This is a genomic window from Hahella sp. NBU794 (genome assembly GCF_050749805.1).
Taxonomy (GTDB): Bacteria; Pseudomonadota; Gammaproteobacteria; order Pseudomonadales; family Oleiphilaceae; genus Hahella.
The window spans coordinates 3392314-3411188 of the sequence record NZ_CP192738.1 but is presented as its reverse complement, the minus strand read 5'-3'; the positions used below and the strand labels follow the sequence as shown (position 1 = coordinate 3411188).

General features: G+C 55.4%; 20 protein-coding genes. 10 read left to right on the top strand and 10 right to left on the bottom strand.

The features are described from left to right. From ACQYWX_RS15225 to sctU, 10 genes are all read left to right on the top strand, one after another. Positions 1-1014 (top strand): hypothetical protein, encoded by a 1014-nt coding sequence (locus tag ACQYWX_RS15225; RefSeq protein ID WP_431689432.1) that lies wholly within the window; start codon positions 1-3, stop codon positions 1012-1014. 74 nt (positions 1015-1088) lie between these two features. After that, complete coding sequence (locus ACQYWX_RS15220; RefSeq protein ID WP_431689431.1) at positions 1089-1703, top strand: hypothetical protein; 615 nt, start codon at positions 1089-1091, stop codon at positions 1701-1703. A 252-nt stretch (positions 1704-1955) separates the two neighbouring features. Further along, entirely contained in the window at positions 1956-3302 is a 1347-nt protein-coding gene (sctN, locus tag ACQYWX_RS15215) for a type III secretion system ATPase SctN (protein WP_431689430.1), read from the top strand. Positions 3303-3315: 13 nt separating this feature from the next. Next, positions 3316-3828, top strand: coding sequence for a type III secretion protein (locus ACQYWX_RS15210; protein WP_431689429.1), 513 nt, complete (start codon positions 3316-3318; stop codon positions 3826-3828). After that, positions 3825-4442 carry a type III secretion HpaP family protein gene (locus tag ACQYWX_RS15205; RefSeq protein WP_431689428.1) on the top strand — a complete coding sequence of 206 codons (618 nt, stop codon included), beginning with the start codon at positions 3825-3827 and terminating at the stop codon, positions 4440-4442. The genes ACQYWX_RS15210 and ACQYWX_RS15205 overlap by 4 nt, the downstream gene beginning before the upstream one ends. Beyond that, positions 4439-5632, top strand: a complete 1194-nt coding sequence (gene sctQ, locus ACQYWX_RS15200; protein WP_431689427.1) for a type III secretion system cytoplasmic ring protein SctQ — start codon at positions 4439-4441, stop codon at positions 5630-5632. The genes ACQYWX_RS15205 and sctQ overlap by 4 nt, the downstream gene beginning before the upstream one ends. Then, on the top strand, positions 5619-6266 hold the full coding sequence (gene sctR, locus ACQYWX_RS15195) for a type III secretion system export apparatus subunit SctR (RefSeq protein ID WP_279508582.1): 648 nt from the start codon (positions 5619-5621) through the stop codon (positions 6264-6266). Before sctQ ends, sctR begins: the two co-directional genes overlap by 14 nt. Positions 6267-6352: 86 nt before the next feature. After that, the gene (sctS, locus tag ACQYWX_RS15190; protein WP_431689426.1) at positions 6353-6640 is read left to right on the top strand and encodes a type III secretion system export apparatus subunit SctS; all 288 of its coding nucleotides are present in this window, start codon (positions 6353-6355) and stop codon (positions 6638-6640) included. 36 nt (positions 6641-6676) lie between these two features. Next, complete coding sequence (gene sctT, locus ACQYWX_RS15185; protein WP_431689425.1) at positions 6677-7462, top strand: type III secretion system export apparatus subunit SctT; 786 nt, start codon at positions 6677-6679, stop codon at positions 7460-7462. A gap of 66 nt (positions 7463-7528) precedes the next feature. Beyond that, the gene (sctU, locus tag ACQYWX_RS15180; RefSeq protein WP_431689424.1) at positions 7529-8566 is read left to right on the top strand and encodes a type III secretion system export apparatus subunit SctU; all 1038 of its coding nucleotides are present in this window, start codon (positions 7529-7531) and stop codon (positions 8564-8566) included. 181 nt (positions 8567-8747) lie between these two features. On the opposite strand, the gene ACQYWX_RS15175 is transcribed toward sctU, so the two are convergent. From ACQYWX_RS15175 to sctD, 10 genes are all read right to left on the bottom strand, one after another. Continuing rightward, positions 8748-9695 carry an IS5 family transposase gene (locus ACQYWX_RS15175; protein WP_431685803.1) on the bottom strand — a complete coding sequence of 316 codons (948 nt, stop codon included), beginning with the start codon at positions 9693-9695 and terminating at the stop codon, positions 8748-8750. Positions 9696-9750: 55 nt separating this feature from the next. Further along, positions 9751-13644, bottom strand: a complete 3894-nt coding sequence (locus ACQYWX_RS15170) for an RHS repeat-associated core domain-containing protein (RefSeq protein WP_431689423.1) — start codon at positions 13642-13644, stop codon at positions 9751-9753. A 292-nt stretch (positions 13645-13936) separates the two neighbouring features. Beyond that, a complete protein-coding gene (sctL, locus tag ACQYWX_RS15165; RefSeq protein WP_431689422.1) occupies positions 13937-14566 on the bottom strand; it encodes a type III secretion system stator protein SctL in 630 nt (209 codons plus the stop codon). Further along, positions 14545-15240 (bottom strand): SctK family type III secretion system sorting platform protein, encoded by a 696-nt coding sequence (locus ACQYWX_RS15160; RefSeq protein ID WP_431689421.1) that lies wholly within the window; start codon positions 15238-15240, stop codon positions 14545-14547. Before ACQYWX_RS15160 ends, sctL begins: the two co-directional genes overlap by 22 nt. A 31-nt stretch (positions 15241-15271) precedes the next feature. Further along, positions 15272-16069, bottom strand: a complete 798-nt coding sequence (sctJ, locus tag ACQYWX_RS15155) for a type III secretion system inner membrane ring lipoprotein SctJ (protein WP_431689420.1) — start codon at positions 16067-16069, stop codon at positions 15272-15274. Positions 16070-16071: 2 nt separating this feature from the next. Further along, positions 16072-16485 carry a type III secretion system inner rod subunit SctI gene (gene sctI / locus ACQYWX_RS15150; protein ID WP_431689419.1) on the bottom strand — a complete coding sequence of 138 codons (414 nt, stop codon included), beginning with the start codon at positions 16483-16485 and terminating at the stop codon, positions 16072-16074. Between the two features lie 2 nt (positions 16486-16487). After that, on the bottom strand, positions 16488-16889 hold the full coding sequence (locus tag ACQYWX_RS15145) for a hypothetical protein (protein WP_431689418.1): 402 nt from the start codon (positions 16887-16889) through the stop codon (positions 16488-16490). Further along, a complete protein-coding gene (locus ACQYWX_RS15140; RefSeq protein ID WP_011397073.1) occupies positions 16886-17110 on the bottom strand; it encodes an EscF/YscF/HrpA family type III secretion system needle major subunit in 225 nt (74 codons plus the stop codon). Before ACQYWX_RS15140 ends, ACQYWX_RS15145 begins: the two co-directional genes overlap by 4 nt. Further along, the gene (locus tag ACQYWX_RS15135; RefSeq protein WP_431689417.1) at positions 17094-17345 is read right to left on the bottom strand and encodes a hypothetical protein; all 252 of its coding nucleotides are present in this window, start codon (positions 17343-17345) and stop codon (positions 17094-17096) included. The genes ACQYWX_RS15140 and ACQYWX_RS15135 overlap by 17 nt, the downstream gene beginning before the upstream one ends. Positions 17346-17397: 52 nt before the next feature. Beyond that, positions 17398-18762, bottom strand: a complete 1365-nt coding sequence (gene sctD / locus ACQYWX_RS15130; protein ID WP_431689416.1) for a type III secretion system inner membrane ring subunit SctD — start codon at positions 18760-18762, stop codon at positions 17398-17400. Positions 18763-18875 lie beyond the last annotated feature (113 nt).

The window sequence follows — 18875 nt, the reverse complement described above, 5'->3', positions numbered from 1 at the left end:
ATGTCGAGATTAGAGAAGTTAAATGCTCGTAGAACGGACGATAGCATAACTGAAGCTAAGTTAATCAACGAAGTATATCGAAGAATTGCTCAGTCAGATTCAGTCAAGTATGTAATCGGAGCAATGCAACCTATAGATCCGGAGTACACAAATAACACTTACAAACAGGCTGAGCGAGTTAGAGGACAATTAGAGAGTCGATTAACAGACTCTTGCGAATTTAAGTACCAAGGCTCCGTAACAAATGACACCCATATTAAGGCGAAAAGTGATATAGATTTATTAGTTATAATTGAAAAATTTTTCTCCTTGGAAAAACCACAAGTACCGACGTCACCATACAAAGGTAATCCAATAGAGGACTTATTGAATTTAAGAAGAGAAGCGGAGTACGCTCTAGAAACAGCTTTTCCGCAGGCAGATGTAGATAAGAGAGGCAGCAAGTCAATATCCATAGAAGGTGGATCATTAACAAGGAAGGTCGATATTGTACCTTCTAACTGGTACAACACTAACAAATATGCAGAAACGGAAGACGACATCTATCGAGGCGTTCAAATTCTAGACAAATCCATTCCTGCAAGGTTAGCAAATACTCCATTCTTACATAATTACCATATAGAAAATAAAGATACAATTACAAAAGGTGGCATGAGGAAAGCTTGTCGCCTAATGAAGTCGTTAAAGTATGACTCAGAAAAAATTGATATATCTAGCTATGACATAGTATCCATTGCCTTTAACATTCCTGATGCGAGTCTTTTTTATCCTCGAGGAGGGGAGTTGATAATCCTATCTTCATGCTTGGATTATTGCAAAGAGCTACAGTCTAACTCAGCTTTTCGTGAATCTATCGAGGTTCCGGATGGACACAGAAAAATATTCACTAACGGGCATGCTAGCGTGTTAGGGCTAAATCAGCTAACACAAGAGTTGGAGCAACTGGAAAATGATATATTACGTGAAAACCAGCGTTCCTTCCGAAAACTTTCAGAAGCAAGAGTTGAGTATTGATATATGTCAGGCTGACGGTACATCTTTGTCGGGAATACTTTCCTTAGATCGCGATATTATTACTGATATTAAAAATGTCCATAGTAGAATTATTCACCATTTTTAAAGATATATTTCTAGCTGGTTCAGCTGTGACCATGGCTTATGTTGCTTACAGAGGACTTGAGAAGTGGAAGTCGGAACTTGCGGGCAAAGCAGATTTTGACGTCGCGAGAAATCTTATCAGGTCAGTATATAAACTCAGAAATGAAATTCAGAGCTGTCGCTCCCTATTTGTGTCTGCTGGAGAGTTTCCTGAAGGCTACAGAAATGGAATGGCTGGCCTTACAAACAGAGAAAAAGGCGATGCTTGGCTTTATGTCTATAACAATCGCTGGAATCCTGTTTTTAATGCAATCCAAGAATTTGACGTGTCCACTCTGGAAGTGGAAGCTCTCTGGGGCCGTGATGCAAAGGAGAAAACTCAAGCATTGCGTCAATTGGCCATGCGTCTCAGAGTTGCTATTGATTCATTCCTTAGAAACGAATACTCAGGAAACCAAGATTTAGCAAATAGCGATTTTGATGTTCGTGTAAGATCAGACTTAAATGCATCTGGCTTGAAAGGTGACTCTTTAAGCCCTGCAATAGATTCAGCTATTGAGGAAATTGAGATAATGATTCGTCCTCATTTGAAAAGAGATTATTAGCAACGCCAATACAAATGGCGCGCGTTCCGTGTTTGCTTTTGCTTATTACCGAATGGAAGACAGTGCTTTACAACGTTAGCCGCTTTTAAACCCACTGGTTGCCCCCTCTCTAAGCTATTTCACCCCGCACCCTAACCGGCCCCCCAAAAATTAGATCCCCCGGCCGATACAGCCCCTCCCTCTCCCCCTTTAATCTGCCCCTAAACCAAATATCAATCCGCTTTCGCGGTGTTTTTTCAGGGTGTGGATGCTATGGATCAGACAGTCTTCAGTGATAGCGCGTTTTCTGCGTCGAGGACCAGGTTGTTGCGGTCGTTGGTGGAGCAGGCGGATTTTGCGCAGGTGCGGGGGCGGGTGACGCAGGCGGTGGGGACGATTGTTAAGGCGTCTGTGAATGGGGTGCGGATTGGTGAGATTTGTGAGTTGGTGGACCCGGAGTCGCAGCGTTCCATTCTTGCGGAGGTGATCGGGTTTTCCAGGCAGGAGGCGTTGTTGACGCCGTTGAGTGAGATGGAAGGTCTGTCCGCTCATACCGAAGTGATTCCTACCGGCCGCAGTCATGAGATCCAGATCAGCGAAGGTATTTTGGGGCGGGTGCTGGACGGCCTGGGCGCGCCCATTGATGACGGCGAGCCCCTGACGGGCGGCGTCCCTTATCCCATTATCAGCGCCTCCCCTAACCCATTGACCCGCAGGCTGGTGGAAGCGCCCATGACCACCGGGGTGCGCGCGATTGACGGCATGCTCACCTGTGGCGAGGGGCAACGCATGGGCGTGTTCGCGGCGGCGGGGGTGGGTAAAAGCACCCTGCTCTCCATGATCACCCGCCATACGGACGCCGACATCGTCGTCATCGGCTTGATCGGCGAACGCGGTCGCGAAGTCAGGGGATTTATCGAGCGGGATCTGGGCGCGGAAGGCATGCAGCGCGCCGTGGTGGTGGCCGCCACCTCCGACCGGCCCGCCATGGAGCGGGTGAAGGCGGGTTACGTGGCCACCGCTATCGCCGAATACTTCCGCGATCAAGGCAAACGGGTGCTGCTGCTCATGGACTCAGTCACCCGCTTCGCCCGGGCGCTGCGGGAAATCGGCCTGGCGGCGGGAGAACCGCCGGCGCGCAGAGGCTTTCCGCCCACTGTATTCGCCACCCTGCCCAAACTGCTGGAACGCGCCGGTCCTGGGGCCAAAGGCGCGATCAGCGCGCTCTACACCGTGTTGGTGGAAGGCGACGACATGACCGAGCCGGTGGCGGACGAAGTGCGCTCCATTCTGGACGGCCACATCGTGCTGTCCCGCGCCTTGGCGGAATCCGGCCACTTTCCCGCCGTGGATATTCTCGCCAGCAGCAGCCGCCTGATGAATGACATCGCCACGCCGGAGCAACGGCAACATGCGCGGCGGCTGCGGCAGCTATTGGCCCGCTACAAGGAAATCGAACTGCTGGTCAGGATCGGAGAATACCAGCCAGGGACGGACCCGCTCGCCGACGCCGCGATCAAGGCCATCGAACCCATTAACCAGTTCCTGAGACAGCATGACGGCGCCCCCTGCTCCATGGCGGACACGTTGGCTCAACTGCAATCCCTGGCCCAACACTAACGGAGACTCAGCCATGATCGCCAGCATCGCCGAAATCAAACAACACCGGACAAACCGTCAGGCCAGACAAGTCAAAAGCCTCGAAATCGCACTGTCAGACCTGTGCGAGCGCAGAAGTCAATCCGCTCACGCATTCACCGATTTCCAGCAATGGCGTCGCCGCGAAAGCGACCGCCTGTTCGCGGAATTGGCCGGTAAACCCGCCAGCCTGCAAGAGGTGGACGACTACAACAGTCGGGTGGCGTATTTCAAAGTTCAAAGTAACGACCTGGCGGTCCAGCTCAAACAGATTCAAGCGGAAGAAGCCGCCGCCGAACAAAAACTGCAAGCCGCACTGGATCAATTGAAAGCCGCGCAAAAAGCGCAGGAAAAGTTCGCCATTCTGGCCGAGGAATTTCAGGGAGCGCTGCAGCAAGACCGCATTCGCCTTGAGGAGCAGCAGGCGGAAGAAATGGCGACGGACAGCCTTCGATTTCCCGCCGGGGCTACGACTAGTTTCGGTTTGGGGAGGGAGGCGTCGATATGAATGCGCAGCGCCCGCAAGGGGAAATCAGGAGCGCAGCAAAAGAGCAACATGGCGCGTCCGAATACTGCGGCAATGAGCACAGAAAACCAACGGTGGATGAAGAAGCGTTAGCGCGTTTTCAGCGTCAGTTTGAACAAGGGGAACAGGAAATTTCCGATCCGGGCGACGAAGCCCTTCACCCACTGCAAGGCGGGTATCTCTCGCCATTGCATGATCCCCGCTATCAACCCGCCACGACAAACGCAGCGACGCCAACTTCGCCGACGGAGGAGCTCGCGGATCTGGTGGCGAAGCTGGTTGACCAGATGTACGTGAAGCGCGCTGAAACGCCTGGGCTGCAAGAAGTCAGGATGGACCTGAAAAGCCCGCAACTGCCGGATACCACGCTCAGCATCGCCAAAGTGGACGGCGTTTTGACGGTACAGTTCGCCACCGCCGCGGCCGCCAGTTATCAGCAACTGCATCAGAGTCGGGCGAGCCTGCTGCAATCATTGCAACGTCGTTACGGACAAGACGGCGTCAAGGTCAAAGTGGACATTGTGCATGGACGCGATACGGATTCGATGGTCGACGCCTCTTCCCAGTCTGCTAAATCTATCGGGAGGCCGCTATGACCGCCTTGCGTATACATGCAGCTTGCGTCGCCATGCAGCGGTTGGCGCTCCCCCAGGTAGACCCGGTAGCGCTGCGATTGCAGTCGTTATTTCCTATTGGCGCAGGAACCATATTTGAACTGGCGGCGACGCCGCTTGAAGTGCAGTTCGCCGCAGCAAAAGAAACTCGTTCTCTCGCCTTCGGCGTACGACTTCGACTTGAGCAATCTTCAGCGTTGTTACGCTTCGACCAACGCCTTCTGAACGCCCTGCTTTCAGCGTTAGACGAGCGTGCAGGCCAGCCCGATGACGGAGCATTGGCGTCGCTGCCGTTTGAGAAAATCCCGGAAATGCTGCAACTGGCGTTGCTGCAGGCTGCGCTGGCGCCATTGATCGATCAGATATCCGCAGCCGGCGGTTTGCACATAGAGGTCGAGGCGATGCTACCCGCGCCTGTTCAGGAGCAGGATTCCGACAGCCTGTTTTGCCGGTGCGTTTATGGTCGCCAAACAGGCTGGGCGTCGGTCGCCCTTTCTCATGAGACTCTCGACCTGGTGCAAGGCGCTTTCGGTTTGGTGCAGGAAAGGTGGCCACGCCACGGGTCGCAATCGTCTTCGACGCTGGCCATCACTCATCTGCCTCTGACGCTCAGCGCGTGCATCGATGGTCCCACACTCACCTATGACGAACTCCGCCAATTGCAGTTGAACGACATAGTTCTGCTTCCGCCGGCTTCGATCAATTCAAGCGGCGATTCACCCGCCGTTGGCGTTTTTTCCGTCGCACTCAGCGTTTGCGGCAGGCGTTTGGGCTACGGGACATTGCAGCGTCAGGACATCACTCTCACCCATATCAACACGGATCAACCTATGACACACACAACGACTCCCAACAACGACGCGCCGTTGCAGCCGCTGCATGACCTTCCTGTTGAGGTGGTCTTTGAGGTCGCCCGACGCACCGCCACCCTTAGCCAGATTCAGTCTCTGGCGCCCGGGCAAACGCTCACCCTCGACAAGCCTTTATCCGGCGCCGTCACGCTGCTGGTTCAGGGTCAGCCCATCGCGGAAGCCGAACTGGTGCAGGTGGGCGATCAGATCGGCGCCCGTATCACACGTTTGTCGCTCACGCCTGCCGTCTCTGCTGAGACTGGGCCTATACAGGAGAGCGAACAACAGAAAGAACAGGAGAATGAGCATGACGTTGCCTGATCCTTTTTACCTGACCCTCGGGTTGGCGGGCATCGCTCTGATCCCGTTCTTTGCGGTGATGGCTACGTCCTTCGTGAAGATCGCCGTAGTCTTGGGGTTACTGCGTAACGCTTTAGGCATTCAGCAGATCCCGCCGAACATGGCGCTCTACGGGCTGTCCATCATCCTGACCGCCTACATCATGGCGCCGGTGGGCATCAGCGCCTACAACGAACTCAGCAGCCAGCCGATCTCCCTGGAGAATACGCAGGAGTTGAAAGCGCTCGTGGACACCGCCTCGCAACCTTACAAGGCGTTTCTGCAACGGCACGGCTCGGAGGATGAGCAGACGTTCTTTCATGAAACGGCGGCGGAAATCTGGCCGGAAGACGTCGCGAAAGGCCTGGAAAAAGACAGCTTTTTCGTGCTGATTCCCGCATTCACCGCCAGCGAACTCACCAGCGCCTTTGAAATCGGGTTTCTGATTTATCTGCCCTTCCTGGCGATTGACCTGATCATCTCCAACATCCTGTTGGCCATGGGCATGATGATGGTCTCCCCCATGACCATCTCCCTGCCCTTCAAGCTGTTGTTATTCGTGCTGATGGACGGATGGACGCGCCTTATCCATGGGCTGGTGCTCGCCTATCAATAGCCGACAGCCATTCATCCCATACGCAGAACAGGCGCAGAACGGACTCAAGTACGGACAAGCGTTTGAGTAGAGACCGATAAAACCGGATGACAGAGAGTGAAGCTATGACCGAAGCCGACGTTATTCAATACACCACGGAAGCGCTGATGCTGGTGCTGATCCTTTCCATGCCGCCGATCCTGGTGGCGACCTTTACCGGCGTGCTGGTCAGCCTGTTGCAGGCGGTGACGCAGATCCAGGAGCAGACCCTGGGGTTCGCCGTAAAACTGGTGGCCATCGTCGCCACCCTTTACCTGACTGCGCGCTGGCTCGGCATCGAGATGTACCAGTACACGGTGCTGGTGTTCGACGCCATTCCCGATGTGGCCGGTTGATGCAAATGAAGAGCCGATGCAAGCGAAGAACGACTGATGAATATTGAACTGATCTCCCACACGTTGTTTGTGTTCTTTATGTCGTCCGCGCGCATGCTGGCGATGTTTATGATGCTGCCGTTTCTGTCCAAACAGTCTTTGGGCAACGCAATGATCCGCAACGGCGTGGTCGCCAGTTTTTCCCTCATTACCTATCCGCTTGTCGAGCATGGTCTGGACACCCAAGCTTTGGACGGACTGCATCTGCTGCTGATCATCGTCAAAGAAGTCGGTATTGGCCTGGCGATGGGATTTGTATTGGTAATGCCGTTTTGGGCGATTGAGTCGGTGGGCTTTTTTATTGATAACCAGCGCGGCGCGACAATGGCGAGTGCGTTAAACCCGCTGTCTGGATCGCAAACGTCACCACTGGGCATTCTGTTGACGCAGTCCCTGGTTACCCTGTTCTTTATCAGCGGTTCTTTTCTGCTGATGCTCTATGTGCTGTACAAGAGCTACGCGGTCTGGCCTGTATTTGCATTTTTCCCTTCTCTCTCACTGGACGGCCCTGGCTTCTTCCTGGCGCAACTGGACACCTTGATGCGACTTACCGTGCTGCTGGGCGCGCCGGTGGTGATTGTGATGTTTCTGACCGAGTTTGGCCTGGCGCTGATCAGCCGCTTCGCGCCGCAACTGAACGTGTTCATCCTGGCGATGCCGCTGAAAAGCGCAGTGGGACTGGCGCTGTTGTGTGTCTACGCAGGCTTTGTAATCCGTTATTTCAGCGAGTTGCTGGCGGATATCGACGGTCTGCTACAACCGCTGTTTAACCTCTTGTCTTGAACGACCGTCAATTAGCGTAAACCTTCACGCCCCCCCATACGGATAAAATGTAAGAAGACCAAAGCAATGAGTGAAAAGACCGAAAAGCCCACCCCGAAGAAGCTCCGCGACGCCCGTAAAAAGGGTCAGGTGGCGCACAGTAAGGAGCTGGTGTCCACCGCCATGATGATCGCCATGTACGGACTCCTGTTCGCTTCCGGTTATGGTTTGGTGGAAGCGCTGCAAAGCCTGATCGATTTGCCCCCACGCTTTTACGGTCAGCCTTTCAGGGAAGCATTACAGGCGGTGCTGAATGGCGTGTTCGAGAAGAGTCTGGACATCCTGCTCCCTTTTATCCTGCTGGTGATCGTCACTGCGGTGGTCGCTAATGTCGGGCATGTCGGCCCGTTGTTCGCCATGGAATCGATCAAGTTCGATCTGAAGAAAATCGACCCGGTGGAAGGCGTTAAGAAGCTGTTTTCAGTACGGAGCCTGGTGGAGTTGCTCAAGTCCATCGTAAAAATCCTGTTCCTGTCCATCCTGATCTACTGGGTGATCACATCCAATCTCAACGACATCAGCAAACTCCCCCACTGCGGCTCAGACTGCGTCATGCCCTTTATCGGCCACCTGATGCTGCAACTGGCGATGGTGTCCATGTTCGCGTTTGTGATCGTAGCGGTGCTGGATTTTCTTTATCAGAAGCATGAACACCAAAAGCAACTGCGCATGACCAAAGATGAAGTGAAACGGGAATACAAAGACGCCGAAGGCAACCCGGAAGTCATCGGCCAACGCAAACAGATTCACCGAGAAATGCTGGACGGCGGCATGATCAGCCAAATCAAAAAAGCCTCCGTCATCGTCACCAACCCCACCCACATCGCCATCGGTATCTACTACGACGGCGACAAACGCAGCCTGCCAACTGTCATCCTCAAAGCCAAAAACACCACCGCCCAAAGAGTAAAGAAAATCGCCGCCAAAGAAGGCATTCCCATCATGGAAAACATCCCCCTCGCCCGCGCTTTATACGCCCAAGCCGAACTGGAGAACTACATCCCTTCAGAGTTGATTGAGCCGGTGGCGGAAGTGTTGAAGTGGGTGGCTGGGTTGGAGAGTTAGGAGGTTGCAGGTAAGAGGTTTTAATCCGAAAGCCTGCATCAGCTGTACTGGGTATCTCTAAGGAACCTCTGAATAACCCATAGTTATCCCAATATCCCTCTCCATTGTGCATTTGGCCCAACCATATACTGCTTTTTCCAACAACTTTCGCCCCTTTCAGGACGGAAGTGGGCCTATCGCCCTATATCCGCAGCTCTTTCCACACCGTAAGAAGATTGCTGAAGGCCGCCAGTAGATATAATCGATTCCTGTTCTTCGCCAGGCCTCGATAGCGGACTTTGCCATAACCAAACACCTGCTTAATGTAGCGGAATGGATGCTCCACTTTGGCTCGGATGCTCGCTTTCAGCATCTCCATTCTCTGATGCTCTTTGCTCAGTGTGCGGCGCACGCCTGGACGTCTCGCGATAAACCAGGCGACACCCGCCCGCTTCTGGTGTTCCTCCCGCTTATGAATGCCTTGGTAACCGGCATCGCCGAACACGACGCTTTCTTCTCCATGCAGCAATTTGCCCGCAACTGTGATGTCATGGACATTCGCTCCCGTCGCTTCAAGGCTGTGAATCAGTCCCCGGGCGCTGTCTACGCCAATGTGCATTTTCATACCAAAGCGCCACTCATTGCCTTTCTTGGTCTGGCGCATCTCCGGGTCGCGTTGGCCGCTCTGGTTTTTAGTGGAGCTCGGGGCGGAAATAATCGTCGCGTCCACAATGCTGCCTTCCCGCATCATCAGCCCTTGCTTCTGTAGTTGTTTGTTCACTTCCTTGAAAAGCGTCTTGCCTAAACCGTGACGCTCCAGCAGGTGACGAAAATGGAGGATCGTGCTTTCATCCGGCAATCGGTCTGACAGGCGCAGACCAGCAAAGCGACGCATGGACTCAATCTCATACAGCGCATCTTCCATCGCGGGATCGCTGAGGTTATAGAACAGTTGCATGCAGTGAACGCGAAGCATGGCGGATAACGGATACGGCGGCCGGCCATTCTCACCCTTGGGATAATGACGGGCGACCTTCTTCTCCAACCGTTCCCAGGGAATCAGCTTATCCATCCGCTCCAGAAAGATTTCCCGGCGGGTCTTACGCTTTTTATTCTGGTATTCGGCTTCGGAGAAAGTCATCTGATCCATGAAAAGTGTTCCTGCTGAGTTGGACTGCCGTATTATGACTGATTCTGGGAGTTATTCAGAGGTTCCTTAACATCTCTAACGTATTCGGCATATTGCCACTTACACCTGGAGGAAGTTTATCATTTAGCCGGATATTGTAATCTCTAACACTTAACCCTGCTTTACCAAGAGCCATTTTTAGCTGCTTGATGGTAACAGGACTAAACTCGCCGACAAAGTCGCCGTGTTCCCGATAAGAAGGAATGGGGTAACTATTGGCATTTGTTATTGCCTTAGCTTGCCGAGCCGGATCTTCCTTCTTCGCCGTCAACCCAAACGGGTCAACCCATCCCACCGGATTTGGCGCATATTGGTAGGCATTGGCGCCGCCCAGGAGGCCGATGGGGTCTTGATTGATGAAGCGGCCGCTTTGGGGATCATAGTACCGGTGGCGGTTGTAATGGAAGCCGGTTTCTTCGTCGTAATACTGACCTTGGAAGCGTAGCGGGTTGTGGACGCTTTCTACGTCTTGCAGGGCCAGGGCGCCGTAGGCTTTGTAGCGGGCGGACCAGACCAGGGTTCCTTCGGCGTCGGTCATTTCCTGGGGCGTGCCCAGGTGATCCAGGTGGTAGTGGTAGACTTTTTCGTCCTGGATGAACGCCAGCGGACGGAAGGAGTCGGGTTCGTAGACGTAGAGCTTGCGCAGGTGCTGGCGTTGTTCGGACAGCAGCACGTCGCCGTTCCACAGGAATTCCGTCTGCCCGAAGGCGTCCTGTTTTGAGATACGGCGGCCCAAGGCGTCGTAACGATACTCGGTGCGCTGGCCGTCTTTCTCCACCGCAATCAGCTGGTTCTGCTTGTTGTAGAGGTAGCGGGTTTCCAGTTTGCCGCCTTTGCCGCGACGTTCGCGGATCAGGTTGCCGGCGTCGTCATAGTCAAAGTGGCGGTCGCCATGGAATTGCAGGCGGTTGCCTTTTTTCACCGCGCTATCGCTTTCTCCGCTCAGGATATTGCCCGCCGGGTCGAAGTCGAACTGCTCGTTGCAGTAGCTCTCCACCTGCTTGAGACGGTCCAGGGCGTCGTAATGGTAGCGGGTCGCGCCTTTTTGCAGATCGTCGATCAGCGCCAGATTGCCATGGTGATCGTAGTGATAACGACGGTCGATCAGTTGCGTCTTGTTGGCTTCATGGTTGACGCGATGACGGCTCAGGCGGCCCATCAGGTCGTATTCGTACTGGGATTGCAGCGCGCCCTGCTGGCGAGCGACTTCGCGGCCCTGCTCATCTCGGGTGATTTGCGTCAGCAGGTTGTCATTGTAGAGGGCTTCGCAGAACAGGCCATGCTGATCGTAGGCGAAGTTAAGCCGGGTTCCATCCGCTAACTGGGTTTGCGTGCGCAGGCCCAGGGGATCGTAATCATGGCGCAGCACATGCTGGTCCTGACGTTCTTCCGTTAACTGGCCCAGGGCGTTGTAGGCGAAGCGCAATTGTCGGTGAGGGTTGCTGGCTTCAGTGAGCCGTCCCGCCGCATCGTAGTGGAACTGGCTGACCCCGCCGTCCGGGCTGTGTTTTTCCCGCAGCCGGCCCAGCGGATCGCGGCGGAAGCGAGTGGTGTTGGCCTGTTCCGACGGCAGGTCGATGTGAACGCCTTCCAGATGAGAGACCAAATGACCCGCGCGGTTGTACTGGTACTCCTGAATGCGGCCGTCGAAGCCAATTTCCCTGATCAGGCGTTCATTGCGATCGTAGCCCAGTTTATAGCGCTCGCCCTTTTCATTGATCAGACCGATCAGGTTGCGTTCTTTGTCGTACAGGTATTCAAACACCTGTCCGTTGGGGTCGATCTTTTTGCGCACCTGGGACAGGCCGTCGTACACGTATTCCGTGCAGCGGCCGGCGGCGTCGATAAAGTGGGTCAGTTGACTGTTGGCGTTGTAGCGCAACTGCACGGCGGAGCCGTCCGGATGCTGTACGCGGGTGACGTTGCCGAGCAGGTCGTATTCGTATTCGGTTGTGCGCTGCTCCGCGTCCACAACCGCGCCGATATCGCCGTCTTCGTTCAGCAGGTACTCGGTGCGGCGGCCGTTGACGCTTTCGCTGACTAATTGCGCCAGCGCATTCCAGACGAAGGTTTTTTCATTGCCGGCGGCGTCGGTGATGGTCTGCGGCAGGCCGCGTTCGTTATAGGCGTAGCGGGTTTGGTTGCCGAGCGGATCGGTGACGCAGGTCAGCAGCCCTTGGCCGTTGTACTCGCGACGCCAGCTGTGGCCCAGGGGATTGATCATCTCCACCGGCTGGCCGCGGTGGTTGTAGCGGATTTTGTAAGACGCGCCAGTGGCGTCGGTCAGTTGCGTCAGTAATCCCTGCTCGTCGTAAGCGTAACGGGTGACGCCGCCTTCCGGGTCGATATGTTCGATCAGCTGGCCTTGTTTGTTGTAGGCCATACGCGTGACCCCGCCTTCGGGATCGATTTCCTTGATGATCTTGCCGCGGTGGTCGTAGTAGTAAGTGGTTTTGCCGCCGTTGCTGTCGAAGGCGTGGGAGACTTTATTGGCGATATCCCATTCAAAACGGTAATCGTAAATGCCGCGATCGCCCCACTGGCGCAGACACTTGCCGCTCGGGCTGTACTGACTCCACTCGAAATAGAAGCTGAAGCCGGTTTTCAGGGTGCGGCGGGTGATGACGTGATGGCGGTAGGCGTAGGTTTCGCTGGCGCCCGCCCGGTCTGCGGCGCGGATCAGGTCCTGCTGTTCGTCATAGTCGTAGGTGGCCAAGGTCGCGACGGCGCCGTTAGTTTGGATCGACTGGATTTCGCACATTAGCCCCTGGGCGTTGTGCAGGATATGCAAACGCGGTCCCCAGTTGGCTTGCAGGATAGTGATGGGACGCGCATAACCTTCCACGTCCTGCCAGTAAGCGATGTCGATGCGATTGCCCAGGGCGTCCACCAGGGCTTCCAGGCGGTAAGCGCCGTTGCCGCCGACAAAGACCTTGTCCGGTTGTCCCATCTGCTGCAGCGCGTAGGTGTTCTCGTCCACCCGATGCAGGGTCATGCGCTCCGCCGCGTTGCGGCTGGACTGTTCGATCAGGGGACGCGGGAATTCGATATAACGGCCTTCGTCGGTGGTGAAGGGGATGCGGCCGTTGTCCTCTTCCAGGGTCTGACACAACAGGTGCGTCCAGCCGACGCCCAGGCCGCGTTGATGGTTGTTGGACGACTTGTAGGTGCGTTTCCACACCAACGGCATGGGACCGGGCAAGGTGAAATCCACCAGGTCCAGCAGCTCCTCGCCGGTGATCATGCTCACTGGATCGCCGCTGACGCAGGCTTCGTCGTTGGCGGTTTGCGTGTCGCCGTTGTCGTTATGGCCGCTGGCGTCGCTGACGGACGTCTCTTCAACACTGGGCGCTGACGAAGCAGGAGGCGGCGGCGCTCCATAACTGGTTTTTGGGCTCTTTTCACTGGCCCAGCCCACATTGCCGTTGAACGACGGATGGCTTTCCGCCATGGGATTGGAGGCGGCCGCGCCGCCCGCAGCAGTCCCCGCCGGACGTTTCGGCGAGGGCGTTTTCACCGGCTTCAGGCGATTCAGCAACTGGGTGGCGGCGTGGGTGTTCGACTGTCCTGGCGTCAGCTTTTTGTCTTTCTCAATAATCAGTGGATGGAAAGGTTTTTCGCTTGCATCCACCACCAGAAGCACATTGCCATGGCGCGCTTCACAAATCAGGGTATTGCGCCAGCTATTAAACGCCGCTGCGGTGCGGCCGGGAAACTTGTTTGAGGTGGACTGAAAATGACTTCCCTGCAGCGAGGCGATAAAGGCGTCGAAATCTTTGCCGCGCCCGTCCCCATCGTTCAGACACTTCTCGATATAGCCAATGGCGGTGGTGGGCGACTCAATGCGCGTCAGTTCATCGGCGACGATATCCAAGTGATGTTTGACTTGGAAGCGACGGGGGTAATGCATGCAGGAAACATCCCTTGTTAAAGGCCACTGGGGCGGAGACGGACAAATGATAATTGGAAAAGCGACAAAATCTGGCCGCATTGGCGACCGGGCGCGCTACATTGTACGTTTGGCCTGCCGCTGTCCCAATCCACCATTCGGCATATGCCGTAGGTGCAGTCCTGCAGATAAATGCCCTGTAGGGTAAGTGTTCGGGAAGTGCAAGAGTGTCCGCTTTCTGGAGCGTTTAGCCACGGCAGACAAATAGTTTGATAAGAGTGCGGGCGGGCCGCCCGCGCTCCCAGGGAAGTGTTTAGTTTTGGGGAGCGGACAAGGCTTGCTCCACCAGCGTATTCAGCTTGGCGAAGCGGTCGGAGATGGAGCCTTTGATAATGCCGGCGTCCCCTTGCAGTACGTAGGCGTCGCGGGGAAGTCGCGGGTCTGCGATGATGTCGAAGTATTCAATGCCCGGAAAATGAGACAGGACATCGGGTAACGCCGCTTTCACTTGAGCTTCCATTTCGGGCGCGACATGGACGGTGACGCGATAGTCCTCGCGCAAGGACGCCAGGCCGGTTTGAATGAGGCTCGCGATTTTCACTTCATCGCCGATATCGCCAAACAGTTTCTCCACGCTGAGTTTCACCAGCTCAATCAAATCCGATTCCGCCATCTGCAGCATCTGATGAGCCCGCATACTGGTGGTGATCAGGCGCTCGGCGCTTTCCTCTTTGGCTTTCGCCAGGCCATCCTGATAGCCGTTTTGTAACGCCGCCTGCGCCTGTCTTTTCGCGTCAGCCAGGATTGCATCCGCTTCGGCGCGAGCGGCGTCGAGGAGCCTGTCCGCATCATGCCAGGACTGGTAATCAGACGCCTTAACAAGGCTATTTCTAACTTTAATTTTCTCTTGTATGTTTCTGATTAAAATGAAATTGGCTTCCATGACGGCATGATCTCCTGAGCAATTTTAAAGAGTAATCCCCTCGCCTTTTCCACGACGTCAGGGTGATTAACGTCCAACGTCATGTTGGGCATTTCATCATTCGTAGAACAATGCGTGAAGCAATGGGACCGTTGCTTGGGGAAGAAAAACGGCAGGCGTTTTTGCGCAGATAGCGGCAGATTCGCTGACGCTGCCGCCAACAACGTTACTCCCGCACTTTGGATCATTTTGTAGACAGTCGGCGTATCTTCGTCGGCCAGCACGGGGATATGATCCCAAGCGGCGCCCACCATAAACTGCGCCCGCTCCAGCGCGAAACAATAACCCTCCTCCCCCAATGCGACTTTTAATTCGCGCTGACGACGTCCGCAAATGATTCGCTTCAAGCTCAAATGATGGAGCGCCAGTCCCGCCCACATGGCGAGTTGGGGGATGTTCAGCGAGGTTTGCGTCAGCAACTGCAGCAACGGATCGGAAAACGCCTCCGGGGCGACCGGCTCTAAAGGCTCGGACTGCTCCAGTAAGAAGCGGTTCAGGGTTCTTGCTGCGTCAGTCCGACCTCGCATGGCGGCTAAACGCGTTGGCGTCAGCCAGGGGGTGAACCAGCTGGCGTCGGCGTAAATGCCCGGGGCGCCGTTAAAACGGGCCGCCTGAATAAGAAGTTCTGCTCGCATTGACGAACTCACCTTGAGGTCACCGTGGACATTAAGCCTGCTCTAAGGCCAGTGTGTGAGTACTGCGTTGTTTCATACGTCGATACAGCAGCAGATTGCCGCCGAGAGCGCAGATCAACAGCAACCCGCCAACGGAGAGCAATCCGTAAAGGCGATCGATCGATCCCGCGGCGACATTCACGGAAAACACACTCTCCATCGCAGCGCCGCCAGCGACCGGCGCTGCCTGAGTCGGAAACAGCGCGACGGCGATATTGTCATAGCTGAGCCCTTCAATGCTGTTGTTCACCAGCAACTTAATCTGCGGCACGAAATCATCCAGATTGACGGTGCTTTCATACTTGATGAACACCGAGGCGGAGGACACTTTCAACGGCGCTTTTTTGTTCTCCACCTCCGGCATCACCACATGCACGCGGGCGGTAATCACCCCGTCCAGTTGCGACAGGGTCGCGGCAATCTCCTGAGACAGGCCGTATATGTAGCGCGCCCGCTCTTCCAAAGGCGATGAAATCAAGCCGTCTTTCTTGAACAGCTCGCCAACGCTGGTGAAGTCATCGCGGGGATAACCCCGGCTTTTGAGCAGGCGGATCGCCTGGGACAACTGCGCGCGCTCAACGCTGAGAGCGACAGTCTGCCCTTTCTGGCCCGGGACTTTTTCCGCCTCCAGGCCTTCCTCCAGCAGAATCGACAGCATCTCCGCGCCTTCTTTCTCAGTCAGATCGCTGTACAGCGTCTCTTTACAGCCGCTCAGGGCGAAGACAAGCAGAAAGCCCAGCAAAAGCCGCATTCGACGAGAGAACCGGTATGGTGTGGATGTGTTTTTCATGGCTACTGACTCTTGAGCAATGTATCCAGGTTCTGCGTGCTCTTGCTGACGGTTTTACTGATCAGCTCGCCCTGCAGCGTCAGTTGGGCGAGGTCCATCTGCAGCTTGAGCATATCGCCCATATTGAGTGGGTCGGCGCTGTTCAAGGTGAGCTGCATCGCCTCCATTTGCTGGTCATAGCCGGACTTCACGTTCTGCATGCCCTGCAGCACTTTATCTCCCAGCGTGTTATCCGACGCCTCTACGCCCAAAGTGACTGGCGACCCGTCTGATGTTGAATGCGCAGACATGTCCGATTGTGGCTGAAGACTTTGCTGAAAACGCTCCAACGCCGCCGGGTCCGCCGTCAGTTCCGGGGCGGCGAGTTGATCTGAATTGAGAAAATTCAGGCTGTATTGAATATTGATAGGGTCCATGGTTACCTGCCTTCTATTTCATACTGGATGATGTCTTGGGCCAATTTGGCGGCGGTGGCGTCCGGCGACTGGGAGGTCTTGGCCAGCAGCGCCCTCGCCTCCTCTTCGCGCCCCTGTTGCAACCAGATCAAACCCTGGAAACAGCTCAACACCGGGTCGCTGTTGTGGCCGCCTTCGACGCTATGTCCGCGGCCGCGCCCTGGTTCCTGCAGTCGCTCCGCCAACGCCAGCCCCAGGGTCGACGCGGGGTTGCCCGGTTTGATCCGGTTCACCGTCGTGAGCACTTTGCGAGCGTCATCGACAGCGCCTTCGAGCAGCATGTCGAAGGCTTCCAGAGCCAGTTTGCGCAGAACTATTCTATGTAGAATCAGGTCGTCGATGCTGGCGTCCATGTCTGCGCTCACTGCATTTTCTGCACGATGCTGGCGATGGTGTCCTTGAGGGACTTGATCGTCGTGCTTTGCAGGTTGGTGATCAGCCCCCACTCCTGGACCTTCTGCTGAAATTTGATCAGGTCCGAGGAGTTATTGGGGTCCATGCTGTTGGCGAAGGAGCGCAACTCCTCCTCCTTCAATGTCGCCTGGCGACCCATCGCATCGTTGATTGCATCAAAATTGAACGCCATATCGGCTTCCTCCATCGTCAGTGTTGTCTATTCGAGCATCGTTAAATAACGCGTTGTTAAATTGAGGGCGGTTAAATCGGCGGATCACCAGATCCACCGCCGCATCCAGATCCGCCAGCAGGTAATACTCTGACGGCTGACATCCCACCTTCAGGCGCGCTTGTAACTGCCGCTGATAATCCACCAGCAGCTGCAGCCACTCCTGGGGCGTACGTTCGCTAAAGTTGTCTCCCATTTGCTTCTCCTGTGGTTCCGTTGTTGTTAACACGGCAGTGATATTGGTCTGATTAATTTTCGCCGGATACGTCCGCGCCGGAACCGACGCGATACTTGATCAATTCCTCGCCCCGTCGCAGAACGACAGCGTCCTTGACGACCTGCTCCAAAAAATAGCCATCGCTGACGTGAGCTCCCAGCCCGTAACGGCGTCCGTTCGCCAGCACAAGATGGGGAACCGCGCCCAGGCTGACGCTACGAATCGCAAGCGTGGGCCGAGCGTCGGCGATGACAGCCAAGTCCAGCGTTCCGCCGAAACGTTCCTGAAACTTGCGTTGAACCCGCCGCCACGCCTCGGAGTCCTCCAGACGAATATCGGATGTGATGGACAAACGCCCGTCTTGCGCATTGACCAGCACTTCTTTATCGAGCCCTTCCTCCTGCAACCACTGTTTCAGTTGATTCAGTCGGCTTTCCGGCCTCTCTACGCGGTCCTGAATGTGAGTCAGACCGGGAATGTCGGCGAGCAGCAGCTCTTTATGCCGTAACCAGTTGTCCAGGTTTGTTTCGACGCCGCTGATCACCAGCTCGCCGGGCTGAGTTCCGAGACTGACCGTCAGATGCGATAACTGAAACTGTTGTAGCAGGGTTTCCGTTGAGCGTTTGACGCTCTCCATGACGCGGATATCCAGCTCAAACGGCGCATTCAGCGCTTGCAGACGCCGCTTTAGGTCCGCCGCTTGCGCAGCGGTGTCGACGTAACCACTGATCAGCCATTTGTTCGCGCCGTTACTCAGGGTCTGAGGATTGACGGCGAGTCCTTCGAAACGCCAGTCCTGAGCAACAATACCGGCGAGATCCAGGGACGCTTCCGGTTGGATAACGCCAGCATCGAGAAAGCGGCTGTTGAAGATCACGCCGCCGGCGATGAAACACAGAAACACCGGCAGCATGAGTTTGGAGCTTCGTGGCAGTCCCCTGCGAACGTTGTCCCGACGCTTGTCCACGGGATCTTTCGCATGCTCCGACTCTGCTGCTGCGGGAAGATTAGACGCGTTGGATTCCGCCGCGTGACGAGGCGTGGGCGGTGAAATGTCCGGCCAGCGCTGGTTGGTCGGGCCAAAACAAAAATGCAGCATCCCCAGGGAATAAATCGAGAATGCGTCGACTTTTACATCCAGCTCGTCGACCTCCCGCCATTCGCACAGCAACGCCACGCTTGTCTCATTGCCCGTCTCATTTGCTTCTTCCCGTAGCAGGCGCACGCCGTCCACTCCAACATCCAGCGTAAACGCCAGCTCGGGCAGCAGTTTGTCGTGCAACACAATGTCGCCATCGTCTGCAGAACCGACCCGGTAGGCGCGGTTTTCGAGGCGCATTTCCGCGCCTGCGTGAGGCCCGGAGAGCAACTTGATCATCCATTGTGCGCTAGTCATTGCTGTACTTGTGTCCGGTTTGTGAGTGAAGCATTTGGGTTGCGGCGGAGTTGTATGGAAGTCGCCGCGCTTGTGTTAACAGTGCCGTAGCTTGTGTTAACAATGCCTTAGGA

Excerpts from the sequence above, each read along its gene's own strand:
- ACQYWX_RS15225 (WP_431689432.1), top strand. The coding sequence starts at position 1 with ATGTCGAGATTAGAGAAGTTAAATGCTCGTAGAACGGACGATAGCATA.
- ACQYWX_RS15220 (WP_431689431.1), top strand. The coding sequence starts at position 1,089 with ATGTCCATAGTAGAATTATTCACCATTTTTAAAGATATATTTCTAGCT.
- sctN (WP_431689430.1), top strand. The coding sequence starts at position 1,956 with ATGGATCAGACAGTCTTCAGTGATAGCGCGTTTTCTGCGTCGAGGACC.
- ACQYWX_RS15210 (WP_431689429.1), top strand. The coding sequence starts at position 3,316 with ATGATCGCCAGCATCGCCGAAATCAAACAACACCGGACAAACCGTCAG.
- ACQYWX_RS15205 (WP_431689428.1), top strand. The coding sequence starts at position 3,825 with ATGAATGCGCAGCGCCCGCAAGGGGAAATCAGGAGCGCAGCAAAAGAG.
- sctQ (WP_431689427.1), top strand. The coding sequence starts at position 4,439 with ATGACCGCCTTGCGTATACATGCAGCTTGCGTCGCCATGCAGCGGTTG.
- sctR (WP_279508582.1), top strand. The coding sequence starts at position 5,619 with ATGACGTTGCCTGATCCTTTTTACCTGACCCTCGGGTTGGCGGGCATC.
- sctS (WP_431689426.1), top strand. The coding sequence starts at position 6,353 with ATGACAGAGAGTGAAGCTATGACCGAAGCCGACGTTATTCAATACACC.
- sctT (WP_431689425.1), top strand. The coding sequence starts at position 6,677 with ATGAATATTGAACTGATCTCCCACACGTTGTTTGTGTTCTTTATGTCG.
- sctU (WP_431689424.1), top strand. The coding sequence starts at position 7,529 with ATGAGTGAAAAGACCGAAAAGCCCACCCCGAAGAAGCTCCGCGACGCC.
- ACQYWX_RS15175 (WP_431685803.1), bottom strand. The coding sequence starts at position 9,695 with ATGGATCAGATGACTTTCTCCGAAGCCGAATACCAGAATAAAAAGCGT.
- ACQYWX_RS15170 (WP_431689423.1), bottom strand. The coding sequence starts at position 13,644 with ATGCATTACCCCCGTCGCTTCCAAGTCAAACATCACTTGGATATCGTC.
- sctL (WP_431689422.1), bottom strand. The coding sequence starts at position 14,566 with ATGGAAGCCAATTTCATTTTAATCAGAAACATACAAGAGAAAATTAAA.
- ACQYWX_RS15160 (WP_431689421.1), bottom strand. The coding sequence starts at position 15,240 with ATGCGAGCAGAACTTCTTATTCAGGCGGCCCGTTTTAACGGCGCCCCG.
- sctJ (WP_431689420.1), bottom strand. The coding sequence starts at position 16,069 with ATGAAAAACACATCCACACCATACCGGTTCTCTCGTCGAATGCGGCTT.
- sctI (WP_431689419.1), bottom strand. The coding sequence starts at position 16,485 with ATGGACCCTATCAATATTCAATACAGCCTGAATTTTCTCAATTCAGAT.
- ACQYWX_RS15140 (WP_011397073.1), bottom strand. The coding sequence starts at position 17,110 with ATGGCGTTCAATTTTGATGCAATCAACGATGCGATGGGTCGCCAGGCG.
- ACQYWX_RS15135 (WP_431689417.1), bottom strand. The coding sequence starts at position 17,345 with ATGGGAGACAACTTTAGCGAACGTACGCCCCAGGAGTGGCTGCAGCTG.
- sctD (WP_431689416.1), bottom strand. The coding sequence starts at position 18,762 with ATGACTAGCGCACAATGGATGATCAAGTTGCTCTCCGGGCCTCACGCA.